At 64.0% G+C, this 16,662-nt stretch carries 14 protein-coding genes; 5 read left to right on the forward strand and 9 right to left on the reverse strand.

The genetic code is table 11. The annotated features are described in order from the left end of the window. Nucleotides 1-888, forward strand: coding sequence for a phosphotransferase family protein (locus BUB39_RS03920; RefSeq protein ID WP_073051691.1), 888 nt, complete (start codon nt 1-3; stop codon nt 886-888). Between the two features lies 1 nt (nt 889). On the opposite strand, the gene BUB39_RS03925 is transcribed toward BUB39_RS03920, so the two are convergent. The 5 genes from BUB39_RS03925 to BUB39_RS03945 form a co-directional block, all read right to left on the reverse strand. Beyond that, nucleotides 890-2,026 carry an ABC transporter ATP-binding protein gene (locus BUB39_RS03925; protein WP_073051692.1) on the reverse strand — a complete coding sequence of 379 codons (1,137 nt, stop codon included), beginning with the start codon at nt 2,024-2,026 and terminating at the stop codon, nt 890-892. A 10-nt stretch (nt 2,027-2,036) separates the two neighbouring features. Continuing rightward, complete coding sequence (locus BUB39_RS03930; protein WP_084526868.1) at nt 2,037-4,673, reverse strand: GH116 family glycosyl-hydrolase; 2,637 nt, start codon at nt 4,671-4,673, stop codon at nt 2,037-2,039. 48 nt (nt 4,674-4,721) lie between these two features. Next, complete coding sequence (locus tag BUB39_RS03935) at nt 4,722-5,561, reverse strand: carbohydrate ABC transporter permease (RefSeq protein ID WP_073051693.1); 840 nt, start codon at nt 5,559-5,561, stop codon at nt 4,722-4,724. Between the two features lie 11 nt (nt 5,562-5,572). Beyond that, complete coding sequence (locus BUB39_RS03940; protein WP_073051694.1) at nt 5,573-6,493, reverse strand: carbohydrate ABC transporter permease; 921 nt, start codon at nt 6,491-6,493, stop codon at nt 5,573-5,575. 141 nt (nt 6,494-6,634) lie between these two features. Then, complete coding sequence (locus BUB39_RS03945) at nt 6,635-7,903, reverse strand: ABC transporter substrate-binding protein (RefSeq protein WP_244540139.1); 1,269 nt, start codon at nt 7,901-7,903, stop codon at nt 6,635-6,637. A gap of 195 nt (nt 7,904-8,098) precedes the next feature. Between BUB39_RS03945 and BUB39_RS03950 the strand changes: the two genes are divergently transcribed. After that, nucleotides 8,099-9,148, forward strand: coding sequence for a LacI family DNA-binding transcriptional regulator (locus tag BUB39_RS03950; RefSeq protein WP_073051696.1), 1,050 nt, complete (start codon nt 8,099-8,101; stop codon nt 9,146-9,148). A gap of 91 nt (nt 9,149-9,239) precedes the next feature. Here BUB39_RS03950 and BUB39_RS03955 read toward each other — a convergent pair whose 3' ends face one another. Both BUB39_RS03955 and BUB39_RS03960 read right to left on the reverse strand, forming a co-directional pair. Continuing rightward, a complete protein-coding gene (locus tag BUB39_RS03955) occupies nt 9,240-9,680 on the reverse strand; it encodes a DUF983 domain-containing protein (protein WP_244540140.1) in 441 nt (146 codons plus the stop codon). A gap of 81 nt (nt 9,681-9,761) precedes the next feature. Beyond that, nucleotides 9,762-11,129 (reverse strand): aminotransferase-like domain-containing protein, encoded by a 1,368-nt coding sequence (locus BUB39_RS03960; protein WP_073051697.1) that lies wholly within the window; start codon nt 11,127-11,129, stop codon nt 9,762-9,764. Between the two features lie 215 nt (nt 11,130-11,344). Between BUB39_RS03960 and BUB39_RS03965 the strand changes: the two genes are divergently transcribed. Then, nucleotides 11,345-12,325, forward strand: a complete 981-nt coding sequence (locus BUB39_RS03965; protein ID WP_073051698.1) for an HlyD family secretion protein — start codon at nt 11,345-11,347, stop codon at nt 12,323-12,325. A gap of 3 nt (nt 12,326-12,328) precedes the next feature. Next, a complete protein-coding gene (locus BUB39_RS03970; protein WP_073051699.1) occupies nt 12,329-13,345 on the forward strand; it encodes an FUSC family protein in 1,017 nt (338 codons plus the stop codon). Nucleotides 13,346-13,349: 4 nt separating this feature from the next. Here BUB39_RS03970 and BUB39_RS03975 read toward each other — a convergent pair whose 3' ends face one another. Continuing rightward, nucleotides 13,350-15,188: a putative bifunctional diguanylate cyclase/phosphodiesterase gene (locus BUB39_RS03975; RefSeq protein ID WP_084526869.1), complete on the reverse strand. Its 1,839-nt coding sequence runs from the start codon at nt 15,186-15,188 to the stop codon at nt 13,350-13,352. 258 nt (nt 15,189-15,446) lie between these two features. Here BUB39_RS03975 and BUB39_RS03980 point away from each other — a divergent pair, with 258 nt between their 5' ends. Next, nucleotides 15,447-15,662 carry a hypothetical protein gene (locus BUB39_RS03980; protein ID WP_073051700.1) on the forward strand — a complete coding sequence of 72 codons (216 nt, stop codon included), beginning with the start codon at nt 15,447-15,449 and terminating at the stop codon, nt 15,660-15,662. Nucleotides 15,663-15,665: 3 nt separating this feature from the next. On the opposite strand, the gene BUB39_RS03985 is transcribed toward BUB39_RS03980, so the two are convergent. After that, nucleotides 15,666-16,640 (reverse strand): alpha/beta hydrolase, encoded by a 975-nt coding sequence (locus tag BUB39_RS03985; RefSeq protein WP_073051701.1) that lies wholly within the window; start codon nt 16,638-16,640, stop codon nt 15,666-15,668. Between the last annotated feature and the right edge of the window lie 22 nt (nt 16,641-16,662).

Consider the following 16,662-nt stretch of genomic DNA (forward strand, 5'->3'; position numbering starts at 1 on the left):
ATGATCAGCCCGGATGTGGGCGCAGCGGAGCTGATGGACACCGTCGCCGCGGCATTCCCCGACCTAGGCGGCAGGCCGTTCCACATCCTCGGCGCCGGCTGGGACAGCGTGGCGCTCGAGGTCGATGGACGGCTGGTCTTCAAGTTTCCGCGCCACGAGGCGGCGCGCGCTGCGCTGATCCGGGAAGCATCGCTGCTGGCTGAGATCCGGCCCCGCGTCACATTGGCGGTGCCGGATATCGAACTCGTGCAGAGCCCCCGATTATTCTCGCGGCACCAGAAAATCCCGGGCGAGCATCTGTTTTCCGAACATTATCTCCGGATGAACAGGGCGCGACGAGCGGACCTCGCCAGGACGCTGGCGCAGTTTCTCGCCGAAACGCACGCGCTCGATCCGGCTCTGATGGAGACCGCGGGCGGGCGGCCCATCAAGCCCTGGCTGGAGCCGGAGGCGATACTAGCCGGGCTGGAGACCCTGCCTCCAGACTCCCCGCGAGATTGGGCTCTCAGAACCTTCGAGGCCTGGCAGGCATTGCCGCCGGACCCGTATGGCTTGATCTACGGCCATTTTGATGGCCATGGCTGGAACATGGCGTTCGACCATGCGCGAGTGAGGCTGAACGGCATCTACGATTTCGCCGATTCCGGCTTCGGTCCTCTCCATCAGGATTTCATCTATTCGAGCTGGATTTCATTCCATCTCACCGACCGCATCGTCGATGCCTATGAAGATCTGACGGGACGCTCGCTGGATCGTCGACGGATCACGCTTACGGCCATCGTCCTGCGCATCACCGAATTCGTCGAACTTTCTCGGGCTCATGGTACGCCGGAACTCGGCAGGATCGTCGAACTCGCCAATCTTGCTGCGGAGTTTCCGACCCTCTGAACTAAGCCGCCGACGCCCGGCTGCCGACCGCGCCATAGTCCTCGCGCCATGAGCGCAGCGGCGCGAGCGCCGTGCCGTCCGTATCAAAGACATGGACATAGCCCGGTGCCGCGTCATAGCCGACGAAGGCGCCCTCGGCGATGTCGTGGATGCCGCGAAGCGAAGCGATCACCCGTTCACCGGATGGCAAAGCCGAGAACAGGATTGTCTCGGCGCCGAGAAGTTCACGGGCCGTCAGCCGGCATTTGAGCGGACCGTCGGCGGCATGGATCAGATGCTCCGGCCGCACCCCTACCGTGACAGTCTTGCCGACCAAATCTCCGCTGCCGGACACCGCTGCACGCAGCGTCGCGCGTCCCTCGTCGACGCTGAGGCGCAGGCCGTGCTCGGTGACGGACTCAACCTGCGCCACGAGAAAGTTCATCTGCGGCGCGCCGAGGAAGCCGGCGACGAAGCGATTTCGTGGCCGGGCATAGAGTTCGATCGGCGCTCCCGTCTGCTCGACGATCCCATCGCGCAGCACGACGATCCGGTCGGCCATGGTCATCGCCTCGACCTGATCATGCGTGACATAGACCATGGTCGATTTCAGACGCCGGTGCAGGGCGACGATCTCGCTGCGCATCTTGACCCGCAATTCGGCATCGAGATTGGAGAGCGGCTCGTCGAACAGGAACGCCTGCGGTTCCTTGACGATGGCCCGGCCGATGGCGACGCGCTGGCTCTGGCCGCCCGAAAGCTGCGAGGGGCGGCGCTGCAGCAGATGACCGATCTGCAGGATCTCGGCCGCCTCGTTGATGCGGCGTTCGATCTCCGCCTTCGGCGTCTTCTGGTTGACGAGCCCGAAGCGGAGATTCTCATAGACGCTCATATGCGGATAGAGCGCATAGGACTGGAACACCATGGCCATGCCGCGCGCCGATGGCAGGAGATGATCGCACCGCCGGCCGGCGAGATGCACCTCGCCCGACGTGACCTCCTCAAGCCCAGCAATCATGCGCAGCAGCGTCGACTTTCCGCAGCCGGACGGGCCGACGAAGACCGTGAAGGACTCATCCTCGACCGCGAGATCGATGCCGTGGATCACTTCGACGGATTGATAGCTCTTGCGGACCGATTTGAGTTCGAGCCTTGCCATGTCCGTCCCCTCACCCGGCCGCCTGGATGACGATCGCCTCGCCTGCCTTGAGGCTGGCCGGCCTCGGCAGGACGACCACGTCGCCCTCGCGACGAGCGGCCTCGCCATCCACGGCCACGGAGCCTGCGAGGAAAGGCAGCAAGAGCCGGCCGACGGAAAGTTCGCCGCCCAGCAGCTTGAGCGTCGCCCTGCCGCCTTCGACAACGAGTTCGCCCCAGCCCTTGCCGGCCGACCAGAAATGCGTCCCGCGCGGATCGCCCTTGGGCGCAAAGCCGATCGTGCCGCGGCGCTGGTCGAAAGTCAGCCCGGTCCAGGCATTGACCAGCGCATAGCTCGACAGCGAGCGCGCATAATAGCTGCCGCATTCGATCTCGTTCCACGGGCTCCGATTGGAGCCGTCATGGCGGGCGCGGGCGGCGCGGACGATGGTCAGCCCTTCGTCGACGAGCCCGCGCAGGATCATGTGCGAGGCCGCCATATATTCGAGCCCGGTCCAGACCTCCTCTGCATAGGGCGCAGGAACCGCGGGCTCATGCGTCCCGTCGGGATAGGAGCAGAGTAGCGTGCCACCCTCATTTTCATAGGCATAGACGCGGCAGGGATTGAAATGATCGACGAGGGAGGCCCGGTAGTTCTCGGTGAAGATCGACTTCAGCGCCGTGGCAACCTTCTCCGGCGCCAGGATGTCGCCGATGCCGGCGATGTCGGCATGCCACTGGCCGAGGATCTGGTCGGTCAGGCAGCCTTCGCCGATCTGGTACTTGATCTCGGAATATTCGTCCGACCAGTAGGCATCCATGAAGCTGTCGGCCAGGACGCCGGCGGCGCGACCGGTGTCAAAGCGCTGGATAAAGGCCTTGTCGGAGAGGTCGAGCCCTTGGGCAAACCAGCGGCCGTTGAAGAGATGTGCGTCGATATAGGCGCCGCCCTTGGCTGCCATTTCGGCGAGCTCAGCCGCAAACTCCGCCTCGCCCATCGCAGTCGCCATCTCGGATGCCGCTTTCAGCGCCGCGATATAGATCGACGACAGCCATGAATTCGGTCCGAACAGTTCCATGTCGAGCGTGTGATGCTGGCGGCCCCAGAGAATGCCGGTCTTCTCAGGATCCCAGAGGTCGGGATTTTCCGGCGACCAGGCATAGTCGAGGGCGCGGCGGATGTTCGGCCACAGGCCCGCGAGCCAGGCATCGTCGCCCGATTGCCGCCATTCGCGGAACGTCTTGATGATCGCGCCGAAATGACCGTCGGCGCAGGGGCCGATGATGTCGAAGCCGGAGCCGAGCGGCAGGCGCTGGCGGAATGTGAGGCCGCCATTCGGCAGCTGGTTATGGTGCCACTCGGTGTCGCGCAGGCTGCGTTCGAGGACCGGGAACAGCGAGGCCAGGGCCTGCTGGTAGTTCCAGACATGGGTGCAGGATCCCTCGCATGAACCCTCGCGTTCATGCTGTCCCTCCCAGCCCCAGAGCTCGCCGCCCTCGAGGCGGATGACCGTTGCGGTGCGCAGCAGCCCCATCGTGCCGGTCGCCGCGTCGATGATCTCGGAGGGCAGCGCCGCGCCGAAGATCGAATCCCGGAAGGCGAGCGTCGCGCCGGAAAGGCTGTCCCAGCGCGCGAAGGCGTCGCGGGCGCTCGCCAGCGAGTCCGCCCACTGCGTCGCGTAATAGTTCTTCCAGGTCGGCTTCGACCCTTCGGTTGCCTGGCTGTCCGGCTTGTCGCGGCGATACCAGTAGATGCTGCCGAGCGGATAGTTCCAGGCGATGGCAAAGCGGATGGTACGCTTTTCGCCCGGCGCGACGGTGATCCGCGCCGCCAGTGTGCCATGCTCGGGCTGCGCGAACATGTTCTTCACCTGGCGCGGCTTGTCATAGTGCCGCTCCGGCATCCGCCCGGCGCGCGCAAACTCGCGCCAATAGAGGCTGAGGCTATCGAACCACTGGCCGCGGAAATGATAGTCGACATGCTCGACGTCGTCCGCGTCGGTCATGATGGCGAGATCGCCGCGCTGGTCTGCGGCGCGATGCTCGTCGGCCGAAGTGAGATGCAGCGCCGACGTGCCGCCCTCCTTGACGAAATGATGGATACCGCTGTCGCAGCCGAAATTGCCGAGCGTTCCAGCGATCGTGTAGTCGATTGGCGCGGCGGTGGTGTTCTCGACCTCGAAGGCGAACATTGCGACGGGAAGCGAGGAATCCCGGTCGTTGTGCGGGATGAAGGGCGATAGCGCCTGCATACGCACATCGCCGGGAAAGCGTTCGTCATGGAAGGCGAATTCCGCCACAGGGAAGCGGCCGACAAAGGTCACGTCGGCGAAATGCGGCACGCCGGCCGTGGAATCACGATTGGCGCCGAAGCCGAAGCCGTCGAATTTGCGAACCGAAGGCGATCCCGTCGGCGTCCCCTCATAGGGTCCGTTCAGCACCAACGCCTTCAGGAGCTTGCCGTCCTGCTCCGCCTTGATGGCGAAATGGCTGTAGCCGTTGAACTGGTGCAGCTCGGGCCGGTTGCGGATCGACCAGTCGACCATACGGCCGGCGCCGGTCATCGAGAAGCCTCCGGCCCCAATGCCGCCGAGCGGGAAGACAGCGTAGCGGCGGCGCGCATCGCGATAGACGAAGCGTTGGTCGATCGATTGAAGATCGTTCAGCATTCCCTGAGTTCCCATTCATGAAAATATCGCGCGGGTGAACGGTCCGCGTCAGTTCTTGATGCCGCTCATCGTGACGCCCTCGATCACCAGCTTCTGGGCGAGGAGGAAGATGAGGATCACCGGCAGCACGGCCATGCTCATGGCGGCCATGACCATCGAGAGGTTGCCCTGCCCCATGAATCCGCGAAGCATGTCCATGGCGACCGGCAGTGTCATGGATTCCTGCGGCTCGAGCAGGACGCGGGCCTGGAAATAGTAGTTCCAGGTCTGCGTGAAGGTGATGATGCCGAGCGCCGAAAGGGCGGGGCGCAGCTGCGGCAGTGAGATGCGGAAGAAGATCTTGAAATAGCCGGCGCCATCCATGAGCGCCGCTTCTTCAAGCGCCTTCGGCTGCGAGCGCATGAACTGCCGCACGAGGAACACGCCGAAGCTCGAGGTCAGATACATCAGCGCGAGGCCGATCGGCCGGTTGAGCAGGCCCGTCTCGGCATAGCCGAGATAGATCGGAATGATCGTCACCTGAGCCGGGAACATCAGCCCGACCAGCATGATGAAGAACAGGCTGTCGCGCCCTGGAAAATCAAGTCGCGCAAAGGCGAAGGCGGCGAGCGTGCAGGTGATCAGCTGCCCGACGGTGACGAGAACCGCAATCTGGATCGAGTTCCAGTAGATCTGCAGGAACGGAATCTCGGAGGCGAGCACGGCGCGATAATTGGTGAAGTCGAAGGTCGGCGGCAGGAAGCTCGGCGGCATCTTGTAGGCGTCCGCGACCGGGCGGAACGACATCGAGAACAGCCACATGAACGGCAGCAGCATGAAGACGCCGAGCACGGCCATCACGGCAATGATGGCGCGGTCGGTCCATTTCTGGCGCGAGCGGGTCTGCATCGGCGGCCCCCCTAGTAGCTGACCCATCGCCGCGACGCGATGAGCTGCAGCGAGGTCAGGATGAGGATGACGAAGGTGAGGATGACCGAGACCGAGGCGGCATAGCCGATCTCGAACGAACCGAAGGCTTCCTCGACGATGTAGATCGACATCGATCGCGTCGAGTCGCCGGGGCCGCCCGAGGTCAGGATGACTATGGATTCATAGACCTGCATCGCGCCGATCGAGGCGTAGACGATGTTGAAGAAGATCACCGGCGAGATCCACGGCAAAATGATCCGCGAGAACCGCCGCCAGTACGAGGCGCCGTCCATGATCGCCGCATCCATGATCGTCTTCGGCACGCCCTGAAGAGCGGCGATGAAGATGATCATGAAGAAGCCAGTGTTCTTCCAGACATCCATGATGATGATCGACATCATCGCTGTCGAGGATGAGGTCAGCCAGCGGACAGGCGTGATGCCGAGGCGGATCAGGTAATAATTGATGATGCCGAGATCATCGCCATAGAAATAACCCCAGACGATCGACACGAAGGCAGCCGCGATGATCACCGGCAGGAAGAAGGCAAGGCGGAAAAAGTAGAGCAGGAAGGCAGGCATGGCGCGGTTGAGCGCCAGGGCGAGCGCCAGACCGACGCCGACATTGAAGGTCACGGCGAAGAAGGCGAAGCGCAGCGTGTTCCAGAAGATCTCGAGCGACCGGCCGTCGGTGAAGAAACGCTTGAAATTGTCGAGCCCGACAAAACTCGCCCCGTCGATCGCGTCGTAATAGGTGAAGGCCAGCAGGAAAGTGACGATGACCGGCGCCAGAACGAATGTGAGGTAAAGCGCGAAGGACGGCAGGATGAACAGGTACCCAGCGCGCGCCTGGGCTCGCTTCAGTTCCGACGGCCGATTTCCGGATGCGGATATCGACGGCGTCGCCGTCATGATGGGGGTCGCTGGTATCGTCATGGCATCACGCGCATCGATGAAGGTTGATCGTCCCGACGGCAGGCAGGTCGTCGCGCTCCCTCTCCCGGCTTTCGGGAGAGGGACTTTTAGGAGGGCAGCCTGAGGGATGCTGCGGACCTAGCCGCCCTTGGCGGCGAGACGCTTGAAGGAGGCTTCAAGCTCCTCATTGGTCTTCTTCACGCCCTCGGCAATCGAGATTTCGTCCGCCATCATGGCTTGGTAGTTGCGGATGAAGATCTTCTCGACTTCCTGGAAATTTGCCGGCGAGGGAACAGGCAGCGTGTTCGGCAAGGACTGGTAATAAAGCGCCGCGCTCGGCGGGAAGGCCAGGAAAGCCTCGGTGTCCGCCGCCGACTTGCGTCCCGGGACGCCGCCGCCGCCCTCGCCTTCTTCCTTCTGCGTCTCGAAGCTGGTGAGTTCCGTGACGAGTGCCTTAGCGAGTTCGGGGTTCTTCGACGTGCGTGAGACCGCATAGCCGCCGAAGCCGATCACGGTGATGCCGGTTTCCTTCTGCGGCGGGAAAGTCACGTCCATGTCGAGCTTGGCGCGCTTGGCGTTTTCGACGATCCAATGCCCGCGCGAGATCATCGCGACCTGCCCGGCGTTGAACTGGTTGTCCATCGTATCCTTGCCGGGGATCGGCGAGACCTTGTCGACATGGATGAGGTCATGCAGGAACTGAAGCGATTCCGCGACCTTCGGATCCAGCATGTTGGAGCCTGACCAGTCCTTCGTCAGGATCGACGTGCCGTTGGAGAAGAACCAGGGCTGGATGAAGAAGAACTGGTTGGGTACCTCATAGCCAAACTGGGTGGCATTGCCGGCCGTATCTCGCTTGGTCAGCTTCTTCGCGGTCTCGCGAAACTGGTCCCAGGTCCATTCCGGCTTCGGATAATCAACTCCCGCTTCCTTGAATAAGGCGCGGTTGTAGTTGATCATGATGTTGTTCCAGCCGATGGGGATGAAATAGGTCTTCCCCTGGTAGGACGATTGTTCAAAAAGGCTGGGTGCGAAGTCGGAATAGCCTGGATTCTTCGCGATATAGTCGTCGAGCGGAATGAACAGCTTCTTGGATTCGAATGTCCGGAAGGTTTCAATGGCCGTGCCATAGACGTCGGCGGCGTTGCGCGCGTTGAACTGGCTGAGCACGCGCGTCACGTAATCGCCCCAGCCGGTCGAGATCGGATCCATCGTCAGCTCGACGGTGACGTTAGGATAGCTCTTGTTGAAGCGGGCGATGGCGTTCTTGATCGCCGCAGTCTGGGCTTCACCGCCGAACGACATGAGTTTCAGCGTCGCCTTTTCGTCGGACTGGGCATTGGCAGCGGATATCGCGGCCAGGCCGATCGCTGCCGACAGCGCGAGTTTCGCAAGTTTCTTCAGCACGTTCCTCTCCTCCCCTTCGCCGCCGGCGTCTTGGCCGGCTCCGATGGACTGATCCCATCGTGGTCGAAACGTTTCGTGAAAAAGTGATCGAATAAGGCGGGGTCACGACCTCCTCGTCGAACCCGCTACGACATGGCTCTTGCACGAAACGTTTCGAGTCTTACACTGCGATGCGCGGAAGGCAAGTGAGGAATCGTGGCTACCATCAAGGACGTCGCCGTCAAGGCGGGAGTCGCCATCTCGACGGTCTCGGCGGTGATCAACCGCTCGGCACCGGTCAGCGAGGACGTTATCGCGCGCGTCGAGGCGGCGATCTCAGCGATCGGCTATCTCCCGCACGGCGCCGCCAAGGCGCTTCGCAGTGGCAATTCGCGGCTGATCGGCGTCATTCTGCCTGACATTACGAACCCGTTCTTCTCGATGGTGGCGAGGGTCATCGAAACAGTCTGTATGAAGGCCGGCTACATGACCTTCGTCTACAACACGGACGAGGACCCCCAGCATGAGATGCATATTCTGCGGATGATGCGCATGCAGCGCGTCGCCGGGATGATCCTGATCTCGACCCGCTCTGACGCCGAGCACGGCCGGCGGCTGATGGCCGAGATCAATGTTCCGACGGTGCTTTTCAGCTCCGCCGTTCCGGTGACGCCCTACGACGCGATCACGCTCGACGAGCGAAAGGCGAGCCGGCTCGCGATCGACTATCTCGCCGGGCTCGGCCACCGCAGGATCGGCGTCGTCAGCGGGCGACCGCTCGTCTCGACGCATGAGGAAAGACTCGAATCCTGCCTGGAGGCGCTTGCGGCGCATGGCATCCCGCCGCAGCCGGACCTGATCGTCGCTGCCAATTTCGACCAACAACAGGCCTTCGAGGCGACGCGGGCGCTCCTCGCGCTGCCGGATCCGCCGACCGCGATCTTCGCCTTCAGCAATCTCATGCTCATCGGCGTGATGCGTGCGCTGGTCACCTCCGGACGGAGTTGCCCGCGCGACATCTCATTGGTCGGGGTCGGCGATTTCGACTGGCCCGAAATCATGAACCCGCAGGTGACCGTGGTCTCTATGCCGGCCGCCCAGATGGCGGAATTCACCATCGCGACGCTGTTGGCCGAGATCGCCGGAAAGCGCCCGCCGACGGGAAAGCGGACCCTCTTCCCGCCCGAACTCATCGTCCGCGCCTCCTGCGCATCCGCGGAGCTGATGCCCTCGCAAAAGCGACGGCAACCGGCGCGCGCCGAATGACAGCTGGCGCGACGATGCGACAGCAGAGATCCTGAGACAGGGAACGATCATCGCCGGGACTCGCACCGCAATAAGGCTGGAGCGAGCGCGATCAGTTCAGCGGGTCGTCGTCCTCATGCGGCGTGGCGATCCGGCCTTCTTCGGCTTTGTAGTAATATTGGCTGTTGATCAGCCAACCCTTCAGCGGCCGGAGCGGCGGAATGCAGGTTGCCAGCGTGAAGGGCAAAGTCGTGAACAGGTGGACCCAATACGGCGCGGAGAACGCGGTCTCGATCCAGAGCCCGAGTATGACGCTCGGAATACAGCCGAAGCAGATCACGAAAAAGGCAGGTCCATCGGCCGGGTCGGCAAAGGAGTAGTCCAGGCCACAGACCTCGCAAGCCGGCTTCAGCGTCAGAAAGCCGTTGAACAATCGCCCTTCGCCACAGCGCGGGCAGCGGCAGCGGATGCCGGTCTTGAACGGGTTTAGGGGCGGCCACTGCGCGCCAGACGGCCGCGGCATCCCTTTCGCATCGTCTGGGCCGTCACTCATGGGGCATTTCCTTTCACGACGTTGTTCGGTGCAAATGTATGCATACAATTCAAGATTTGTAAGCATGACACTGCGCCGCAGTCAGATCACCACCATTTCTTCCCCGGGAGTCCGCGAAAGAAGCGTTGCGAGTTCGTCGATTGTTGCCTCGAAGCTCTCGCGATCGGTGGCAGCGCCGAAGCCGAGCCGCACCGCTTCCGGAGCGGATTCGAGGGCGAAAGAGTCGCTTGCGACGAGGCCGAGCCCGGGCGGTTGGAAGCGGCCGAGGAAAGCGGCGCGGGTCCAGCCGACGGGAAGCGTCAGCCAGGCATGAAAAGCCGCCGGATCGGATTGCAGCAGGCCTGACGGCAGTCGCGCCGCCGCGATCGCCTGCAGCGCGGCCGTCTCGGACCTGATGGCACCGAGCAGCGCGGCGGCGGTGCCGTCGGTGATCCAGCGGGTGGCGAGCGCTGTGGTGAGCGGAGATGCCATGGTAGCGAGGGCACGGATCGAACCCGCCAGGCGCTCGGCGACGGCTTCGTCGGGCAAGGCGAGATAGGCGATGCGCAGCGCAGGCGACAGGCACTTGGCGAGACCCGCGACGTGGTAGGTCCGCTCCGGCGCCAGGGCCGCGAAGCTGGCAGGGGGATGCAGCGGCAGCGCGCCATAGGCGTCGTCTTCGATGATCGCGAAATCGTGCCGACGCGCCACGGCGGCGATGGCCTTGCGGCGCTCCGACGAGAGCGTGATCGTCGTCGGATTATTGAGGGTGGGATTGAGGTAGAGTGCGCGCGGGGCATGTCGCGCGGCCCAGTCTTCGAGCGCATCCGGCCTCATGCCGCCCGCGTCAGCCGGCACGCCAGCGAGCGTGATGCCGAGCCGGCCGGCCAGCGCGCGGAACCCCGGATAGGTCAGGCGGTCGGTCAGAATGACGTCACCGCGCGTGGCAAGATGCATCGTCACGACGGCCAGCGCACCCTGCGCGCCCGGTGCCACAAGGACGCGGCCAGGATCGGCGCCCGGAACGCGCGGGGCGAGGAAGGTCGCACCCGCGGCCCGGTCCTCGGCGGTCCCGCCCGGGGCCTGGTAGCGCATCAGGAGATCGAGCCCCTGCGTCTCGTTAAGAGCCGCCATGCCCTGCCAGAGACGGGCGGCGAGACGCGGATCGGAAGGGCGTGGCGGCAGGTTCATCGCGAGATCGATCCGGCCGGATGGCGGACGCTTGAACGGCCGCCGCACGAAGGTACCGCGCCCGACCCGGGCCTCGACCAGACCCTGGCGCTGCGCCTCTGCATAGGCTCGTGTCACCGTGGTGAAGTCGATCGAGAGCGCCTCGGCAAGCGCGCGCTGCGGCGGCAGGCGCTCTCCAGCGGCGAGGCGCCCCGCGGCGATATCGGCGGCGAGCGCCTCGACGATGGCCCGGAAAAGCGGCCCGGACGAACGATCGACAGTGGGTTTCCAACCGGACATGACCGGATTTTGCCTATTCGTTACCAAGATTACGCTCGATCACGACTGAGGCCTGACAAGCGGCAACGGCCGAGCCCCGCGCGATGATCCATACATTTTAACATTGTATGGATCAAGCGGCGGAAGCTCGAAAACGAGGAGGCGACGATGGACAGAGGGCCTGCGGCGGGCGAACATGGCCGCGAATTCCAAGCAAGTCAGGAAACTCAACGACGATGCTGCGCCGGTTGCTCGACCACCCTGTCCGGCTGATCGTCGGGATCGCGCTTGCGCTCTTTCTCGCCTACGAGGTCAGCGTCCAGTTCTTTGCCTATACCGGCGATGCCTATATCACGACGGATGTCGTCGTGCTCTCGGCCGAGGTCGCGGGCCCGATCGACGCCATCCATGTCGAGAACAACCAGGCGGTGGCGGCGGGCGACGGGCTGTTCTCGATCGAAGCGACGCCCTATCAGCTCGCGGTGACGGAGGCGGAAGCCGTGCTGGCGCAGGCCAAGGCGGGTCAGTCGCTCGCGGGCGATCAGGTCGGAGCCGCCAAAGCAGACGTCGCCTCGGCGCAGGCCGTGCTCGACAACGCCAATGCGACGCTGACGCGGGTGCGCAGCCTGTCCGGGCAGGGATTTTCGACCGATGCGAGCCTCGACGAGGCGATCCGCGACGCGGCAACGGCCAATGCAAATCTCCTGGTGGCCCAGTCGGGGCTCGGCGTCGCCAACCAGCGCGTGACGGTCGCGGCAGCCGACGAGAGCGCGGCCGAGGCGGCGCTTGCCACGGCACGCTATCGTCTTTCCAAAACCAATGTCGCCGCGCCCACCCCCGGACGCATCGCGCCCTTCACGCGCCGCCGGGGCGATTCGCTGTCGCCGGGGACCGAGGTCATGGCGATCGTCACGGCCGAAAGGCCGCGGATCGTCGCCAATGTCGCCGAGCGGCATCTCTCCCATCTCGCGCTCGGACAACCCGCCTTCGTCACCATCGGCTCAAGGCCCTGGCACGTCCTCAGCGGCCATGTCAGCGGGATCGCGGCCGGCATCGCGCGGTCGCAGGAAGCGCAGCGGATCATTCCCTATGTCGACCCGACTACCGACTGGGTCCGCCTGCCACGGCGCTTTCCGGTGGAGATCACCCTCGACGACCTGCCGCCCGATACGGCGCTGCCACTTGGCGCCGATGCACGCGTCCTGATCCGGTTCTAGGCCATGACGGCGACAGCGGCGGCACAGGGCGACCCGTCCGACACGCTGACGCGCAAGGCCATCGCGACGACGGTCGGTGCGGTCGGTGCGGTCTATATCGCCCTGCTCGCCGGCTTCGATAATCCCTACTGGGCCGGCCTCAGCGCCATGGTGATCGCCAACAGCGATCGGGACGAGCTGTTCACCAAGGGTCTGCTTCGCATCGCCGGTACCTTTATCGGCGTGTTCGTGGGCTATGTCGGGGCGCAGCTGCTGGAAGGATTTGCGATCGGTCAGGCTGCCGCGGCCGTCGTTGCGGCGGGTATCGCGATCTATGGCCGTCAACGCAGCGCCTTCGGCTATGCCTGGTTCTATGGTGGCGCCACGTTCCTGCTGGTCATTGTGGCCAGCATCAGCGATCCCGGCGGGCTCTACGATTTCGCGCAGAACCGCTGCTACGAGATCGTGACGGGCGTCACCGCCGCGACACTTGCGAGCTGGGCGCTTGGACCGGGCGCAGGCGGGACGACGCGGATCGTGGCCCACCCGCCTTCGGTGACGCCGGCGGATGCACGCCGGCTCGCCTATGCGGCGGCCCTCGGCACGCTGGCCATCCTCATCGCCTGGACCTCCTTCTCGCTGCCATCCCTGACGCAGGTCATCGTTTCCAGTCTCATCGTGATCGACGCCAATCCCGTCTCGACACGTCACCGTGGGCTGCAACGGATCATCGGTTGCTTCATCGGCGGCGCGGCCGGCCTGATGGTCATCGGCATCGACGCGACCAGCTTCATCTGGTGGATCGCGGCGCTGTCGCTTGGCATCTATCTGGCGGCCCGCATCCATCTCGGCGGCACCGCAAATGCCTATATCGGCACCCAGACTGCCATCGCCTTCCTGGTCACAATGGTCGACAGCGGGCCGCCGACATCGATCTTGCCGCCGGTGGAGCGGCTGGTCGGGATCATTCTCGGCGTAGCCTTGATGAGCCTCGTCACATGGGCGGTTGCTGGACGCCCGCGCGCTGCAGCACAGGCCTAAGTTCTCAGACGACCGCGTCAGCGTAACGGCCCGAAAGACGCCGCGTCGTGACAGCGACGTCGGCGGGCTTCGCAAAGAGATAGCCCTGACCAAGCGTGCAACCGAAGGACAGCAACCTGTCGGCCTGCAGCTGCGTCTCGACGCCCTCCGCTACGACGCGCTTGCCAAGCTTGAGGGCGATATCGACGAGCGATTCAACGATCACAGCGCTGCAGGGATCAGTCACCAGACGATCGATGAAGGAACGGTCGATCTTGATGATGTCGCTCGGAAAGGTCAGCAGATGGGTCAGCGACGCGAAGCCGGTGCCAAAATCGTCCAACGCGACCCGGGCGCCGCGTTTTCGCAGATCCTCGACCAGATCGGCAACATTGTGCCTTGGATCATCCATGAAGATGATTTCGGTGATCTCGACGACGATCCGGCTCAGCGGCACGCCAGCTTTTGCCATTGCCGCTTCCAACCGGACGCCAAGGCTTTCCCCGATGAAATCGGCCGGCGCGACGTTGATACCGACATGGCCGCAGTCAATTCCCGCCGCCGTCCAGCCAGCGATATCCTTCGCGACCTCGGCGATCAGGTGATCAGTGAGATGATAGGCGAGCCGTGGATCCGAGAACACCTCCTGAAACTCGGCCGCGGCGACGATACTCCCGTCGCGCCGCCGCATGCGCAGCAACGCCTCGAGACCGACGATCCGCCCGCTATCGAGACGCACGACAGGCTGGTAATGCGGAATGATGCGTTGTTCAGCGAGTGCCGTCTCGACGTCAAAGAACGCGGCTCGCCGCTGCAAAGCGGCTGTCCTCAGATGCGGCTCGAAGTCGACATACCCGGAATGAAGGTTCGAACGCGACGCGGCGCGGGCGAGCTCGGCGTTCTGGCGCAGCACTTCAGGTGTCGAGCCGTCGGAGCCGGACAGAGCTCCGCCAAGACTTACACCGCGATCAACGGCCACGGACAGCCAATCGCGTGGCCGATGCAGGACCGAAAGAACACGGAGGCCGAATTCGCGAAGCTCCTCACGATCGGCGCAGGGTGAAATGAGAACCGCAAAGAGACCGCCGCCAAGGCAGAAGATAGATGCGTCGGGCCCTAGCTCCTGCAGCCGGTGAGCGATTTCGCGAAGCAGATTGTCCGACGACAATTCCTCGATGCCGATGTCGATCAGGTCGAGTCGCTCAACGCCGACGAGCAGCAGGCCGAACTGCTCCTTGCCTTCGTTGCAGAGCTTGCCAATGGCCGCATCGAACGAGCGTCGATTAGGCAGACCGGTCAAAGGGTCGTAGCTGGCCAGCTGGCGGACGACCTCCTCGGCATCGCTACGCTCTATCGCAATCGCGCTGAGATGGATGCACGCCTTTACCAGGCTTCGCTCGAGCGGCGTAGGACCGCGCGCCTCTCGATAATAGAGGGCGAATGTCGCGAGCACACTGCCATCAGTCGCTATGACCGGGCTTGACCAGCACGCCCTCAGCCCCAGCGGCAGCGCAAGATCGCGATAGTCGGCCCAAAGCGGATCCGTTTCGATGTCGCGGACTTCGACGGGACCGGCGGTCCAGGCCGCGGTGCCGCAAGAGCCGACATTGGGACCAATGGCCAGACCATTGAGCGCGTCCGAATAGGAACATGGCAGGCTCGGGGCCGCGACTGGCTGAAATCGCCCCTCTTTGATGCGGATGAGCGTGCAGATGGTGCCGGGCGCCAATGCCTCCACGTTCAGGCAGATGAGCATCGCAACATCAGGAAATGAAATCCCCAGCGCGATCGCTTCAAGAACATCGTGCTGCAACCTCTGAAGCACCGATCCGGCCGGCTCGCCCATGGCGACCTCGATCTTCAAGCCGTGACCCTCGTTCGCTTCACGAGAGGCCCAGTCCGTTGCAAGGCGCGGGATTATAACCCATTCTCCGACAATACATTCAAATTGGACGCCTTCCAAAGCCGATACTCAAGGCCCAGCTATCATTGCCTCCAATGAATAACAGGCGCTTTCGACAGGCTCGCCATTTGGTGCGGAATTCTTCAAATCTGCCGCCCCTTGACCTCCGCATACCTGGCGCACACAACACAATCGCGACGCGACCCCAAGGAGGACAGAATGAAGAGCGAGACGGAACGGGCGTTTTTCGGACCCCTCTGGCGGCGCGTGGCCATGGTGGTACTCATCGCCGCATGGTTCGGCTACGAGGCCCTGTTCATCCGCGATCCGCTCTGGATGGTCATTGTCGGCGGCATGCTGGCCTACGCGACTTGGACCTATCTCATCCGCTGGAACAGCATGGAGCTGCCAGCCGCGCCGAAGGGCGACCAATAGCGATCAGAGGCCGAGACGACGCGCCAGCCACGGAGCAGCGAGGTTGAACACCGCTGCTTCCTCGGGGAGACCGATGTCCAGGCTGACGAAGCCGTGGTTGACCCCGGAAACATGGACGAGCAGCACCGGCACGCCCGCCTCGCTCATGCGCAGGGCGACCGACCTGCCCTCGTCATAAAGCACGTCGTGCTCTGCCAGGACGACGAGCGCCGGCGGCAATCCAGCAAAGCTTTCAGCACGGACGGGCGAGGCCAAGGCTTCGCCGCGCCGCGACCGGTCGGGCACATAGCAGTCGACGAACCAGTCGATATCGCGGGTTGAGAGGCCGGCGATGCCCGAACCAAAGGCGCGGTAGCTGTTGCCCACGCCAATATCGATGAGATCGGCCATCGGATAGAACGGCACCATGCCGGCGATCGCCGGGCCATCCTCGTCGCGCGCGCGTAGCGCCGTCGCCAGGACAAGCATGCCCCCGGCACTGTCGCCGGCCAGCGCGATCCGGGCCGGATCGCCGCCGATCGTCTCCCCGGAATTCGCGGCGAAGAGCAGGCCGGCATAGGCATCGTCGACAGGAGCAGGATAGGGGTACTCGGGCGCCAGACGATAATCGACCGACAGCACCAGCCAGTCGGCCCGGGCGGCAAAGCGCCGGCAGACGATGTCGTGCGAATCGAGATTGCCGAGGACAAATCCGCCGCCGTGAAAATAAACGAGGATCGGCAAGGGCCGCTCTGCCCCGGGCCTGCGATAGAGTCGCACGGGAATGGGCCCGGCCGGGCCCGGGATGGTCCGATCCTCGGTCAAGATGCCGTCGCCGGTACGCAGCGGCAGGCGCGCCTCGATGAAGAGCCGTCGCGCCTCGTCGAGAGGCCGCTCAAAGACCTGCGGCTGGCTCGCACGCGCGGCTGCCAGCGCCGCGAGAGTGGGATCCAGCGGGCGGGCGGGCTTGCCCTCGGGAATGATGATCTCTTCGAGCAAGGTTCTGTTCCTGAAGGATTGC

This window comes from Kaistia soli DSM 19436, assembly GCF_900129325.1.
In the GTDB taxonomy this organism is placed as follows: domain Bacteria; phylum Pseudomonadota; class Alphaproteobacteria; order Rhizobiales; family Kaistiaceae; genus Kaistia; species Kaistia soli.

Excerpts from the sequence above, each read along its gene's own strand:
- BUB39_RS03920 (WP_073051691.1), top strand. The coding sequence starts at position 1 with ATGATCAGCCCGGATGTGGGCGCAGCGGAGCTGATGGACACCGTCGCC.
- BUB39_RS03925 (WP_073051692.1), bottom strand. The coding sequence starts at position 2,026 with ATGGCAAGGCTCGAACTCAAATCGGTCCGCAAGAGCTATCAATCCGTC.
- BUB39_RS03930 (WP_084526868.1), bottom strand. The coding sequence starts at position 4,673 with ATGCTGAACGATCTTCAATCGATCGACCAACGCTTCGTCTATCGCGAT.
- BUB39_RS03935 (WP_073051693.1), bottom strand. The coding sequence starts at position 5,561 with ATGCAGACCCGCTCGCGCCAGAAATGGACCGACCGCGCCATCATTGCC.
- BUB39_RS03940 (WP_073051694.1), bottom strand. The coding sequence starts at position 6,493 with ATGACGGCGACGCCGTCGATATCCGCATCCGGAAATCGGCCGTCGGAA.
- BUB39_RS03955 (WP_244540140.1), bottom strand. The coding sequence starts at position 9,680 with ATGAGTGACGGCCCAGACGATGCGAAAGGGATGCCGCGGCCGTCTGGC.
- BUB39_RS03960 (WP_073051697.1), bottom strand. The coding sequence starts at position 11,129 with ATGTCCGGTTGGAAACCCACTGTCGATCGTTCGTCCGGGCCGCTTTTC.
- BUB39_RS03965 (WP_073051698.1), top strand. The coding sequence starts at position 11,345 with ATGCTGCGCCGGTTGCTCGACCACCCTGTCCGGCTGATCGTCGGGATC.
- BUB39_RS03970 (WP_073051699.1), top strand. The coding sequence starts at position 12,329 with ATGACGGCGACAGCGGCGGCACAGGGCGACCCGTCCGACACGCTGACG.
- BUB39_RS03980 (WP_073051700.1), top strand. The coding sequence starts at position 15,447 with ATGAAGAGCGAGACGGAACGGGCGTTTTTCGGACCCCTCTGGCGGCGC.